Here is a 13,123-nt window from a genome sequence, read left to right as displayed (position 1 = left end):
CCGTGCAATCCTCTAAGGGTTAACAAAGGAGCGCGAGTTGAATGTAATCCGCTTGGAGCCAGCCCTGGCCGCTCTGGAGGACCCCGTGGCCAAGGCCCGTTCGCTTCTGCCCTTGCATCGTTCGTGGCTAAACACCGAAGCCATCCCGGAGCTGGTGCGCTCGGTGGTCGCCCGTTCCTGGTCTCGGCAGTCGTCGAAGAATAAACCCACCGGCCCGCTGAGTACCGCCGATGTCATGTCACGACGCGATCGCGCCTCGGTCCTAGCGGCGATGGTCCCCATGTTGGAAGACAGGCTTCTTCAATTGGCCGCCGATGCGGGAAATGAATTGGTGATCAGCGACGATGAGGGATACGTACTGTGGGTTTCTGGTCCTTCGCAGATTCGCCGACGCAGCGAGGATATCGGTTTTGCCGTTGGCGCGCGCTGGCGTGAAAAAGATGTGGGCACCAATGGGCTGGGCGCCGCGATGGCCGAAGGCACACCGGTGCAGATCTTTGGCCCGGAGCATGCACGCGAAGAACAACACACCTGGGTATGTACCAGCGCACCGATTCTTCAGGCGAGCACCGGTGCGGCGTTGGGGGTCATCACGCTCTCAGGTTCGTATCGCACCGCCCATCCACATACTTTGGCACTGGTCAGTTCGACTGCGCGCGAAGCAGCAAGCATCCTGGCAGCACAACATCATCAAGAATTACACCAACTCACCATCACCACACGAATGCCCACCACCCGCTTCGTGCTGATTGATGCCCACGGCTGGGTTGCCCACGCCGAAGGTTTTGGTGTGAGCCCGCGTATCAGGATTCCTGCATCTCTTCGGGCTGGCGGAACATGGTTACCTGAGCTCGGCGCAGTAGTGGTCGAACCCGTTGCCGGCGGCTGGCTGTTGCATGGAACCAGTTCCAGCACCGGGGCGAGCCTTGAACTCGTCACGTCCGCCCATCCCATGGCCGTAATTACCCAGGGTGGGAAGCTCACCGAGATTCGACTCGGGGAACGTCATATGGAAATTCTCGAGTTGCTGATTGTTCATCCCGAGGGCATGGATGCCCAGACCTTGATGGCCCATTTACCCGGGTACTCAACTACCGTTTCGGTGCGAGCAGAACTGTCCCGGCTGCGCGCCAAGCTCGGTGTCGCCATTGAATCTCGGCCCTACCGCTTGACCCTACCTGCCACGGTGCGACGCTAGCGGCAGCTCTGCAACCTTTTGCAACCATCGCGCGCATGTGACCTAGCTCATAACATCAACTCCATCGCAACATCCTTTCAAAGGAGATGGACATGAGTGAAGAGAACGCAATTGCAGTCGCCGGGCAATGGCTCCAGGATTTGGGACGCGCCCTCGAAGAGGGAAACACCCAGAGGGCAGCGGAACTTTTTGGTGAAGAAAGCTACTGGCGCGATCTGACCGCGCTGACGTGGAATCTGCACACTGCCGAAGGTCGAAACGACATCAAGGCCATGCTAGACGGCGTGGGCCCAGGGGCCTGGCCACGGAACATTTCGCTGGTTTCCGCCACCGAGTCCGAAGGGATCATTGAAGCTTGGTATACCTTCAGCAACAACGCAGTCGATGCACGGGGGCTACTGCGATTACGCGACGGCAAATGCTGGACGTTGCTTTCCACCGCTCAAGGGCTGCGTGAATTCCCCGAGCCGTCGGGGCGCCTCCGTGAACGCGGGGCAGATCATGGCACCGAAATGTCCTCGGAGAACTGGCTAGATAGGCGCAAGCGAAGGGGCAGCGAGTTCGGAGTCAGTGAGCAACCCTATGTTCTAGTCATCGGTGGAGGTCAGGGCGGCATCGGTCTTGGTGCCCGGCTCAAACGTCAGGGTGTCCCGGCACTGATCATCGATAAGCATCCCCGCCCCGGGGACCAATGGCGTTCGCGCTACCACTCGCTCGCCCTGCATGACCCGGTTTGGTACGACCACATGCCCTATATCCCCTTCCCTGATCATTGGCCGGTGTTCACCCCCAAGGACAAGATGGGCGACTGGCTTGAGCATTACACCAGCATCATGGAACTGGATTACTGGTCCAACACCGAAGCCACCAGCGCCGTCCACGACCCCGCCACCGGAACGTGGAAAGTGGACGTGATTCGCGACGGTCAGGAACTGACTCTGATCCCAACTCACGTGGTGATTGCCACGGGGATGTCCGGGCTGCCCAACGTTCCTACCATTGAGGGCCAAGACGTGTTCACCGGCGAACAGAATCATTCCTCTGCCCATCCCGGTGGCGGGGACTACCAAGGCAAGGACGTGGTAGTCATCGGCGCCAACAATTCAGCCCACGACATCTGTGCCGATTTGTTCCAGAACGGTGCCAGACCGGTCATGGTTCAGCGTTCTAGCACTCACATTGTCCGCTCCGAATCGCTTATGGATACGGTGCTTGGACCGCTGTATTCGGAGGAAGCTCTGGCCAATGGCATCGAGACCGATACTGCGGACCTAATCTTCGCATCAATCCCTTACAAGGTCCTTCCCCAGTTCCACCGCCCCGCTTTTGAGAAGATCCGCGCGGACGACGCCGATTTCTATCAGGGACTTACCGACGCCGGATTTGACCTAGATTTCGGAGATGACGATTCGGGATTGTTCCTCAAGTACCTTCGCCGCGGTTCCGGCTATTACATCAATATCGGAGCCTCCGAACTGGTGTCCAATGGCTCCATTGCTCTGGCCCACGGGGACGTAGCCAGGCTAAATGAGGACTCGGTGATACTCACCGATGGCACCAAGCTTCGAGCGGATGCCATCGTTTATGCCACCGGCTACGGGTCAATGAATGGCTGGGCAGCACGGCTGATCTCCCAAGATGTCGCTGACACGGTGGGCAAGTGCTGGGGGCTAGGCTCGGAGACCACCAAAGATCCGGGTCCGTGGCAGGGGGAACTGCGCAACATGTGGAAACCCACGCAGCAGGAAAACTTGTGGTTCCACGGCGGAAATTTGCACCAGTCGAGGCACTACTCCAAGTATCTAGCCCTGCAGCTCAAAGCCCGGTTTGAGGGCCTTGATACTCCCGTTTACGCGCTGGCCCAAACACACCACCTCTCCTAGGCCGCCCGTTGCTGCCCGAGACCCGCCGGCGAACCGGGTTTCGGGCACAATGGTGGTGTGAATCCTGAACGCCATGACCCTGTACAGGCGCAGCTTCCCATCACCGAGGAAGAGATCGCTGCGCTGGCTGCCGGTCTGCCCACGGACGAATCCGATGATGGCTTTATGCAACGCGAGCTCGATAACCTCCGCCTGGAGAACGCCCGCTTGCGCAAGCTTTTATCACTGGGCCAGGCAGAGGCTCGCTCAGCTGCCCCGGCCCAAGCCGAACTTGCCCTGCGTTCACCGGGACCAGTGAATGCGAAGTCCTCCGAGGCGGAAAAGATCGCCCTGTTCATGGATCTCTTCCGGGTCCGTACCGATGTGTTTGCGCTCCGTTGGGAAAGCCCCACCGAAGGACGTTCCGGATGGGTTCCAGCCGTGTCAGGTGGCTGGCGCAAATGGATGGATCGGAACACGGCCAACTACACGCGCTTGACTCCGAACGAAATTGAAGCCCATTTGCGCGGCACGCAACACATCGGTTTCTACCCTTTGAGTGAGCGCGACACGTGCTGCTTTGTGGCCGCGGACTTTGACGGGGAAGCTGCCATGCTCGATGCGCTAGCTTTTCTGAAGGCCGCACGATTCCGAGCTATCCCCGCGGCGTTGGAGATATCGCAATCCGGACGTGGGGCGCACGCATGGATATTTTTCACGCAGGAAGTCGCCGCCGAGGCCGCCCGGGCGCTGGCCAGCTCGTTGTTGCACGAGGCCATGGGCATCAGGGGGTCCATGTCGCTGCGCAGTTATGACCGATTGTTCCCCTCTCAGGACCGGCATAGCGGTAAGGGCATGGGCAATCTGATCGCTGCCCCGCTCAGCGGTAAACGTCGAATGCACGGGACCACGTTGTTCCTCGACACCGCAACATTGGAACCTTATGACGACCAATGGGCGTACCTCTCAGCGCTGGGGCGGGTTAGCCCTGCCGAACTACGCTCACTCTTGCGCCAACTGCCAGCACCCCTCACTGGACGTAAGGCCCGTCTAGATATACCGTCGTCCTCCAAAATTTCTCCGCGGCCCGCAGCCATAGTGAACGCATCGATCGGTGCCCGCATCACGCTGCACGCCACCGATCTTGGGCCCGCCATGATCACCGCACTGAAGCATGCCGCGGCTTTGCCTAATCCGGACTTTTACGAACGCCAACGCCAACGCCGATCCACCTGGGACATCCCACGCTTCCTCACCAGCTATGACGAGACCCTCGGAGGTGACCTCATCCTGCCCCGAGGCCTATTGCCTAGGCTCGAGGAGCTAGTCCAAGCTGGCGGTAGCCGGCTTAAACTCACCGATGAGCGCTCCGTCGGCGCGTCACACGACTTTTCTTTCACCGCCACCCTGCACCCAGAACAACAACGCGCATTTACCGCGCTTAAGACCCGAACGCATTCGGTTTTGGTGGCAGCGCCCGGCAGCGGCAAGACGGTCATGGCGTGCGCTCTGGCCGCGGCCAAGGGAGTTTCCACGTTGATCCTCGTGGATCGCAAAGCACTGGCGGAACAATGGCGCTCCCAAATCCTCACCTTCTTGGGTGAGAAGCCGGGGCAAATCGGCGGCGGCAAGTCCAAAACAACGGGCCGGATTGACGTGGCATTGTTGCCCACCCTGGTACGGCGCAAAAATGTTGCCGAGCTGTGCGCCGGTTATGGCTTTGTGGTGGTTGATGAGTGCCACCATATCCCGGCCGCAGCCTTCAGCCATGTTCTAAATCAGATCCCCGCACGCTCATGGCTGGGACTGACGGCAACACCATACCGGCGTGATGGATTGGAGGAACTGATGTTCCATCAGCTGGGTTCCTTCACCCATGAATTTGCCACACTGCGCCATGGGGAATTGCCGCAAAGTGCGGCCGAGCATCCTGCCCCTGCCCTGCGGCTGACCCGCCACGAGACGGCCTTCACCTATGACGGGAATATCGACCCTAGTTCACCGGGTGGGATCACCCAGATCTATAAGATCCTCATCGAGGACAAATCGCGGCTGGAGCAGATTGTTCAGGACGTGCTGAAGGCACACAGTGAAGGTCGGCAGATTCTGGTGCTCTCCACCTGGAAGCGACACCTGCAGCTGATATCCGAGGCCGTGAAATCGGCCGGACTGGATCCCATCGAGCTTAACGGTTCCTTGAAGACCGCCGCGCGCCAAGCCGCAATGGAGCGTATCAATTCCACGGCTCCGGAAGATCCGCTGCTGGTCCTTGGCACGGGTTCCTTCATCGGAGAGGGCTTCGATTGCCCCCGTCTCGACACCTTGTTCCTCGCCGCCCCAATTTCCTTCAAGGGCAGGTTGGTGCAATATGCCGGACGAATCACCCGACCGTACCCGGGCAAGAGCACCGCGATGATCCACGACTACATTGACGTGTTGACCCCGGTCATCGCCCGCGCGTACGACAAGCGGGCCCCCGGCTACGCGACGTTGGGATTCACTGCGGAAGGGGCTCCTGCTAAAGGCCGCTAGGACCGTTCTAGAGCTGCAATAACAGCACTCCTGCATAGGCCAACCCGGCAATCAATGCCCACGCACTAAGAGCCATGAGCACTGCCGCGCCCTTTGAGGCAAAGAGTTGGCGGATCCGCACGGCCGAACCTAGGCCGAAGAGCGCCGCCGCCAACACCACGTCCTGCACCAGCGTCACGGCCTCCAACACCTCGGAGGGGATATAGAAGATTGAACGAACGGCCACCAGCAGAACAAAACCCACAACAAATCCCGGAACGATGGGTGGGAGCGTGAGGCCTTGTCCGCCGTTTTTTTGCTGACCGCGGCGGCCCAAGATTCCTGCCGCGGCAACCATCGGCGCGAGCATCAGCACGCGGGTGAGCTTGATGACGATGGCAATGGCCAGCGCCGAGGCCCCCGCGGTCTGTGCGGTGGCAACCACCTGACCCACATCATGAACCGAGGCTCCCACCCATTGCCCAAAGGGAACCGGCCCCAAACCCAATGGATCACGCAAGAGCGGCAAAACAGCGATCGCCAACGTTCCGCAGAGCGTCACCAGTGCCACGGGAATCACGGTGTCTGAATCCTTTGAGCGCCGTACGGCGCTCATCGCGCCGATCGCTGAGGCACCACAAATAGAGAATCCGGTGGCCACCAGCAGGGGCTGATCCCCCGGCAGCCGGAAGGCCTTACCCAATAGGTAGGTTCCACCGAAGGCCAGCAGCACAATGACCGCCACCACCCCAAAGGTCACCCAGCCCAGATCCAGCACATCCATGATGCTCAGTTTCAGGCCAAGCAGCACGATTCCGGCATGCATGAGCTTCTTGGACGCGAATTTCAGGCCCAACCGCCATGGCCCAGCAACCAGCGATCCGGTACCGGGAAGGTTAGCTGCTACAATACCGAGCGTCACCGCGGTGGTCATCACCGGAACGGAAGGTAGCAACCGATGCACCACGAAGGCGAGCACCACGGCCACGGCACAAGCTGCCAAACCCGGCCAACGAGTGCGCAGCCATGCTCGTGTTCCCGGGCGTACCGTGCCTTCCCCAAGAAACTCGGGTGCGTTTTCGCCCCGTGTACGATCGCCCATCACGGCGTTTCCTCCAAAGGTTCATTCCCCGCTACGTTGCGGGGCTTCACCCATTCTGCCGTGTTTGCGCCGTCGCACAGCAACCGAGGCAGACGTCAGGCACGGGGACGCCTCGGGCTACTTGTCCCCGGCGTGATGCGCGAGGAATGAATATACTTCCGTCTCGTCTACACCAGGGAAGGCACCCTGGGGCATGGCAGCCAAGAGGTGAGTCTGGGCGCGTGCGCTGGGCCAGGCTTGGCCGGCCCACTGCTTCTGCAGATCAAGTGGCGGGCGGCGGCAGCAGGATTCATCCGGGCAGGTGGAAATGGATCGTTCGGTGGTGTCGCGGCCGCGGAACCACTTCACGTGTACATAGGGCACGCCGATGCTGAGCGAGAACTTTCCGGCCGTAGATCGTTCGGTCCGCGCGGTGCACCAGAAGGTACCCGCGCTGGTGTCGGTGTACTGATTGTAGGCGCTGAATTGGTCGGCCACGTCGAAGACTTCGCGGCTGGTCCAGTGTCGGCATACCGCCTGCCCCTCGATCGATCCGGTGTGGTCCATCGGGAAGTTCACTCCGTCGTTTTCATACGCCTTGTGAATGATGCCCGATTCGTGGACCTTCTGGAAATGCACGGTGATGCCTAAGTGTTCGGTGGCCAGGTTGGTGAAGCGATGGGCCGCCGTCTCATAGGACACAGAGAAGGCGTCGCGGATGTCCTCGACGGCCAGCTCGCGTGCGCTCTTTGCCTTCTGCAAGAAATCCACCGTTGCCTTCTCCGGCATCATCAGCGACGCGGCAAAGTAGTTGGTAGCCACGCGTTGGCGCAGAAAATCGGCGTAGTCGGTGGGTGGAGCATGGCCCAATACGTGGTGCCCGAACGCCTGCAAGAGCACCGAACGGGTGGAATGTTCGGAGCGCTGCGACTGCGTGAGATAGACGCGCATGTTCTTAAGATCCGTGACAGATCGGGTGGAGTGCGGGAGATCTGAAACATTGTGGAGGGAAAAGCCCAAGTGCGACGCGATGTCGGCAACTTGGTGATGCGAGAGCGGCCCGGAGGTGTGGCCGATGGCTTTGAGCAGCCCCGCTGCTTCCTTTTCAATGGCGGGGAAGTAGTTGTTGCGTTCCTTCATCTCACCGCGCAGTTCGGCATTGGCGCGTCGGGCCTCCTCGGGCGTGGCCAACTGCTCGTTGAGCCGCCGCTCAAGTTCACCCTGCAACCCGACGAGGGATTCCAGCACGTCCATGGGCAGTCTCGAAGAGATCCTCACCTTGGGCAAGTCAAGGGATTGGTAGAGCGGACCGCGTTGGGCACGTTCCAACTCGATTTCTAGGGCAGCGCGCCGGGTGGGTGGCGCGGCACCGAGGAGTTCATCCAGACCTACGCCGAAGATCGTCGCCAATGCCTTGAGCATGCTGAGCTTTGGTTCGCGCTTCCCATTTTCCATCAGCGACAGCTGACTGGGCGCGGTGCCCACCGCTGCGGAGAGATCATCAAGCGTCATTGACTTGGACTTACGCAGATGACGAATTCGTCGCCCCAGAGAAATGATGTCCAGTTGCTCGGCATCTTCCGGCGACAGGACGCTCTTCTCCGGTGTTGCTGGCCGGTTCCATGTGGGGGTGCTCACATTTTCAGGGTACGCGAAGAAACGAATACCTTTCCAGCAAAAAGGTGAGTAAGTCGTGAATAGAAGACCGAAGTATGCGTTTTTAGCAAAGAAGTTGAGTCGTGGTTGTTCCCGATATGGCGTCGACTCCTCACGAGGTTCGGCGGACATGTATTAGCGCGGGAATGCGGGGTTGCGCCTAGGCATCCACCCTGCAAGCATGAAACCGATGACTGACCAGCTGAAATACCTCGCGGCTTACGATGAACAACTACGCACAGATGCCGAAACGCCCAGTGCTATCCGAGTGGAGCTCGCAGGTCCCATCCGACTGGTGACGTTCGCCGGAGGCCGAGGTTTTGTCACCTATCGAGACCTTGGAACACTCGACGCCGGTGGAATCAACCAGCTCGTGAATCGAGCGCTGGATTACTATCGCGCCGATCCGGCCATTACCCATGTCGAGTGGAAAACCCGTGGACACGACCGCGCCCCGGGTCTCCACGAAGCACTCCTGGATCACGGATTCCTGCCAGATGAACCAGAATCGATCATGATCGGTGCTCTGGAGGGGTTATGTCGCGGGGTTCAAACACCTCCGGGGGTTCTCCTGCGACGCGTCACCAGTGATAGCGATATTCGCGCCATGAGTGAAATGGTCGAGGAGGCATTCGGTGATCCCGCCAGCACCCGCCTTGCCGATGCCCTCATCGAGCGTCTGGCACGCAACGACGGCATGGAATTATGGGTGGCCGAGACCGATGGCCGGATGGTCAGCGCGGGCAGACTCGAACCCGTTCCGAACACCGACTTCGTCGGCATCTGGGGAGGAGCGACTCTGGAGGCTTACCGTGGCCGAGGCATCTACCGTGCTCTCACGGCTGAGCGTGCGCGTTCGGCCGTTGCGGCGGGCAAAAAATTGGTCCACAGCGATTCGACGCAGTACTCCCGGCCCATTCTGGAACGTTCCGGACTGATCAAGGTTTCCACCACCACGCCATACAACTGGTCGCGCTAGCCCCCCTAGTGGGTTTGCGCTGGGCACCGCTAGGTATTCAAAGACATTCTCGATTTACACGCCCCGATGAATCAAGCAAATCTAGAATGGAGGTACGGACAGAGGAACCAGTGATCAGCATGAAGAAATCAATCCACCCGAATAACTCGGCGAGCAATACCTCGAAGATGGGGCCCAGCGCCCTGCACGGTTCAGCGTCAAGCCCCGGGCTTCCTCATCTGGCCGGTGCTCAGATCCCCGGGCCCGGTACCAAACATCTCCTGTACGGCGAAGATGGCCGTTTATCGGACGCGTCCGCCGACCCCTGGGAGCTAGAAGGGCATTTGGGTTCGCGCGGTGGACTACGGCTTTTCATGCGCCAAATATTGGGTCGCTGAGGCCACCCACGCGGCTTCTGGCCCTTCAGCGTTTGTGTTCCCAACAATTCAGGGAGCGCCACCCCATCGAGTCGAGCGATGGCTCTACCTCCGAGACTCAACGAGGCTCATGCCTCGACGCAAATACCGTCTGGTGCGGATTGCTCAGTGCGCTGGTGTCCATCGTGCAGGCACTCCACCAGACAGACTCCAATCAGTAGGGCCGCGAGCCCCGAAGCTACGGGACTGTCGCTCGTTGTGTCAGCGCTGGGCCGCCTCGAAGCGCCCGAGTGAGTCGCTTCCTGCCGCGGCCGCGCCGTGACTGACGCAGTGCTTGAACCTCGCACCATAGGTCGGCAATTCTTCACCTGCATGTCCCCTGCCCGGATCTCGATCCGGGTTTTCCATTCATCTGCGCTTGGAACGTTTGTTGGGTCGACCTATTAGTTGGCAGGTTTCACTCAAACCCGGAGGTACATCGTGCAGTCGTTTGCCCATTCATCCAAAAAACGCCAAGCCCGACCGATCGCCATCACAGCCGCCACCCTAGCCAGCATGCTGACCGCAGTTGCATTGCTCTCCCCCGCCGCCAGTGCCGACCCAGCTCCCAGCAACTGGGATACGGACGCCTACCGCGGCACCGTCGACGTCGTAAAGTCGACAGCTAACACCGCCGAGCAGCTCATCGATGGCATCGTCTTCGAAGATGAGAACAAGAACTCTACGCAGGACACCAACGAACCTGGCCTCAAGGGTGTGAGCGTGTCCAACGGCCGCGAGGTCACCACCACAGATTCACAGGGTCGCTACGAGCTGCCGGCCTTCGAGAACATGAGCGTTTTTGTCACCCAGCCGCGCGGCTACCAGGTCCCCGTTGACGACAACAACGTCGCCCAGTTCTCCTACCACCACCTGTCCGAAGGTTCCCCGGAACTGAAATTCGGTGGTCTCGCCCCGACCGGCGCCCTGCCTCAGGCCGTGAACTTCCCCTTGGCCAAGAGCAAGCTGACCAAATCCACTGAGTAGCACTGCCTCATCGGCGGCGATGTTCAGACCTACGACCAGGACGAGGTCGAATACGCCCGCAATGGTGCCTTCGCTGATCTGGCCCAGCGCACCGACTACGAGGGCTGCGGGGCACTGTTTATTGGGGACGTGGTCGGCGACGTTCTTTCCTTTTACCCGCAGACACGCGAGCTGACCAACGTTCTAAACGGCCCGGCACGCTTCCTGCCCGGAAACCACGATCTGGACTACGACGCGACCACCAGTGAGCATGAGTTCGACACCTTCAAGGCCAACCTCGGTCCGGAGTACTACTCCTTTGATGCAGGCAAGGCACACGTGGTTGCGCTGAACACCGTCGAATACCCAACAAAACAGCCCGCCGCTCACGGTGACTACACCGGAGCCCTCGATGAGCAGCAGCTTCAATGGCTGCGCAACGATCTCGCTCAGGTGCCCAAGAACAAGGTCATCGTGATCGCCGCACACATCCCGCTGCTGGATTACGCGGACCAGTCAAATCCCAAGCACCAAGTTGCGCAGGTCGCCGAAATCTACAAGATGTTAGAAGGCCGCGAAGCAGTGGCTCTGGGCGGACACACCCACAGCCTCGAAAACCTCCGTGAAGGCGACAAGACTGCCGGATGGAATGAGGCCTTTGGCGTTGATGGGCTGCCCTTCACCCACATCACCGCCGGCGCAATCTCCGGTGACTGGTTCTCCGGACGCGAGGCCGAGAACGGTTACCCGTTGGCCCTGCAGCGTGACGGCGGACGTCCGGGTGTGCTGACCCTGGACATCAAGAACACCGATGTGATTGAGCGTTTCACGGTGCGTGGCGAAGATGACTCGGTGCAGATGGCCCTCGGGCTGAACACTCCTGCCTACCGCGCATGGTTTGACGCGAACCTCGCTAACAAGGGCAAGGCTCCCGCCTTTGAGAACCCGCTGACCGTTCCGAAGTCGGATCTGGTCAATAAAACGTGGTTGACCACCAACTTCTGGATGGGGTCCACCGGTTCCACCGTGAAGGTCAGCATCGACGGTGCTCCTAGCACCGAAGCCACTCGCACCCAGGCGATGGAAGGCGAGGCCCAGCTCTCCGGCGCCGAGTTCTCCGATCCGGTCGCCGCACAGGAACAGCTGGTTAACGGCGGCAGCCTCGCGGACCGCACCATGCACCTGTGGCGCCTGGAACTGCCCGCCGAGCTTGCCGTTGGCGCGCACACCGCAGAGGTCACCGCGACCGACGTGCACGGCCGTGAATTTACTGAAACCCTCAGTTTCGAGGTCACGGAGTAATACCGCGCTCCACACGTTCCAGCGCATCGGTGGTGCGTCGCAGCCTTTCGGCCGCGACGCACCACCGTCGTTTAACGCTCCGGCTGCCCGCCTCTCACGCTCACGGCAAAAGCCAAGAGGGCTCAAGGCAAAGCCAGTTCACCGAAGTGCGGGTGTTTGGCCCGGGGTGTAGCGGCCATATTCGGTCCACAAACCCGGCGGCTTCTTCACGCGGTGCGGCACCCGTAATGGGCGGACCGTTAGGTTAAACCGAGGGTGCGTCCGCCAGCATGAAGTCCCGGGCGGCTAGGATTTGCTCGTCGGTTGGGGTGATGCCGGTATAAAGCACAAATTGCTCAGTGGCCTGCAGCGTAGCCACATCGGCCCCCGTGATGACCGGTTTACCGGCGCTGCGCGCGGCACCGATCAAGGGCGTCTCGGCCGGCAGCGCCACAACATCAAACACCATTTGGGCCGCGGCCACCTGCTCGAGCGTGAACGATAATTGCTGGGCCTCGGCACCGCCTGCCATGCCGATGGGCGTGACGTTCACCAAGAGTTCGGCCCCGTCCTGAGCCTCCGGTTCCCACACGTACCCATACGTCTCGGCCAAGCTGCGGCCGGCTTCTTCGTTGCGGGCCACCACCACCACGTCGCGGAATCCAGCATCACGCAGCGCGGCCACGACCGCCTTGGCCATGCCCCCGGCGCCCCGCACCACGGTGCGAAGGGATGGGGAAACGTGGTGGGTTTTGAGCAGATTAAGCACTGCCGAATAGTCGGTGTTGTGAGCGGTGAGGACGCCACCGTCATTAACAATGGTGTTCACCGAGTCGATGGCGGCCGCCGAGGGGGCCAGGGTGTCAACCAGCGCAATGACCGCTTCCTTGTACGGCATCGAAACGGCCGCGCCGCGAATACCAAGACCGCGGACGCCGGCGATGGCCTGCGTCAGGTCGGTGGGGGCGAAGGCCTTGTAGATCCAGTTCAGCCCCAACTGGTCATAAAGGTGGTTATGGAACCGCGTCCCGTTGTTGCTGGGTCGGGCTGATAACGAAATGCAAAGGGTCGTGTCCTTGTTCAAAATCGGCATGCTCCCAGTCTATTGCGGAGGCTGTGGAGCGAAATTTCTGGACGTCCAGAAAAAGCGAGGCCGGCATGACCGGCGGGCCCGCGCATCGCCAATGCCGGAGT

The 13,123-nt window shown here is 60.4% G+C and carries 10 protein-coding genes; 7 read left to right on the top strand and 3 right to left on the bottom strand.

What is annotated here, in order from left to right; translation table 11 throughout:
- Positions 1-37: 37 nt before the first annotated feature.
- From KUF55_RS01520 to KUF55_RS01510, 3 genes are all read left to right on the top strand, one after another.
- On the top strand, positions 38-1,198 hold the full coding sequence (locus KUF55_RS01520) for a helix-turn-helix domain-containing protein (protein ID WP_255557227.1): 1,161 nt from the start codon (positions 38-40) through the stop codon (positions 1,196-1,198).
- A gap of 92 nt (positions 1,199-1,290) precedes the next feature.
- Complete coding sequence (locus KUF55_RS01515) at positions 1,291-3,081, top strand: NAD(P)/FAD-dependent oxidoreductase (RefSeq protein ID WP_218817779.1); 1,791 nt, start codon at positions 1,291-1,293, stop codon at positions 3,079-3,081.
- Positions 3,082-3,138: 57 nt separating this feature from the next.
- Complete coding sequence (locus KUF55_RS01510; RefSeq protein ID WP_255557225.1) at positions 3,139-5,592, top strand: DEAD/DEAH box helicase; 2,454 nt, start codon at positions 3,139-3,141, stop codon at positions 5,590-5,592.
- A 7-nt stretch (positions 5,593-5,599) separates the two neighbouring features.
- Here KUF55_RS01510 and KUF55_RS01505 read toward each other — a convergent pair whose 3' ends face one another.
- Together KUF55_RS01505 and KUF55_RS01500 are read right to left on the bottom strand one after the other, a co-directional pair.
- The gene (locus KUF55_RS01505) at positions 5,600-6,673 is read right to left on the bottom strand and encodes a YeiH family protein (RefSeq protein WP_218817778.1); all 1,074 of its coding nucleotides are present in this window, start codon (positions 6,671-6,673) and stop codon (positions 5,600-5,602) included.
- A 117-nt stretch (positions 6,674-6,790) separates the two neighbouring features.
- Positions 6,791-8,317, bottom strand: a complete 1,527-nt coding sequence (locus KUF55_RS01500; RefSeq protein ID WP_218818669.1) for a helix-turn-helix domain-containing protein — start codon at positions 8,315-8,317, stop codon at positions 6,791-6,793.
- A 181-nt stretch (positions 8,318-8,498) separates the two neighbouring features.
- On the opposite strand from KUF55_RS01500, the gene KUF55_RS01495 reads away from it, so the two are divergent.
- From KUF55_RS01495 to KUF55_RS01485, 4 genes are all read left to right on the top strand, one after another.
- Positions 8,499-9,287, top strand: coding sequence for a GNAT family N-acetyltransferase (locus KUF55_RS01495; RefSeq protein ID WP_218818668.1), 789 nt, complete (start codon positions 8,499-8,501; stop codon positions 9,285-9,287).
- 119 nt (positions 9,288-9,406) lie between these two features.
- The gene (locus KUF55_RS01490; protein WP_218817777.1) at positions 9,407-9,664 is read left to right on the top strand and encodes a hypothetical protein; all 258 of its coding nucleotides are present in this window, start codon (positions 9,407-9,409) and stop codon (positions 9,662-9,664) included.
- Between the two features lie 459 nt (positions 9,665-10,123).
- Positions 10,124-10,669, top strand: coding sequence for a metallophosphoesterase N-terminal domain-containing protein (locus tag KUF55_RS18975; RefSeq protein WP_370630941.1), 546 nt, complete (start codon positions 10,124-10,126; stop codon positions 10,667-10,669).
- 9 nt (positions 10,670-10,678) lie between these two features.
- The gene (locus tag KUF55_RS01485) at positions 10,679-11,950 is read left to right on the top strand and encodes a calcineurin-like phosphoesterase C-terminal domain-containing protein (RefSeq protein ID WP_370630977.1); all 1,272 of its coding nucleotides are present in this window, start codon (positions 10,679-10,681) and stop codon (positions 11,948-11,950) included.
- A 244-nt stretch (positions 11,951-12,194) separates the two neighbouring features.
- Here the strand turns inward: KUF55_RS01485 and KUF55_RS01480 are convergent, their stop codons facing one another.
- Positions 12,195-13,022 (bottom strand): shikimate 5-dehydrogenase, encoded by an 828-nt coding sequence (locus KUF55_RS01480; protein WP_218817776.1) that lies wholly within the window; start codon positions 13,020-13,022, stop codon positions 12,195-12,197.
- Positions 13,023-13,123: the final 101 nt, after the last annotated feature.

This window comes from Paeniglutamicibacter sp. Y32M11 (genome assembly GCF_019285735.1).
Lineage (GTDB): Bacteria > Actinomycetota > Actinomycetes > Actinomycetales > Micrococcaceae > Paeniglutamicibacter.
Note: the sequence above shows the minus strand (reverse complement) of the source record. Positions and strands in the feature narration are given on the sequence as shown.

Coding starts and splice junctions, on each gene's coding strand:
- KUF55_RS01515 (WP_218817779.1), top strand. CDS start 1,291: ATGAGTGAAGAGAACGCAATTGCAGTCGCCGGGCAATGGCTCCAGGAT.
- KUF55_RS01505 (WP_218817778.1), bottom strand. CDS start 6,673: ATGGGCGATCGTACACGGGGCGAAAACGCACCCGAGTTTCTTGGGGAA.
- KUF55_RS01495 (WP_218818668.1), top strand. CDS start 8,499: ATGACTGACCAGCTGAAATACCTCGCGGCTTACGATGAACAACTACGC.
- KUF55_RS01490 (WP_218817777.1), top strand. CDS start 9,407: ATGAAGAAATCAATCCACCCGAATAACTCGGCGAGCAATACCTCGAAG.
- KUF55_RS01480 (WP_218817776.1), bottom strand. CDS start 13,022: ATGCCGATTTTGAACAAGGACACGACCCTTTGCATTTCGTTATCAGCC.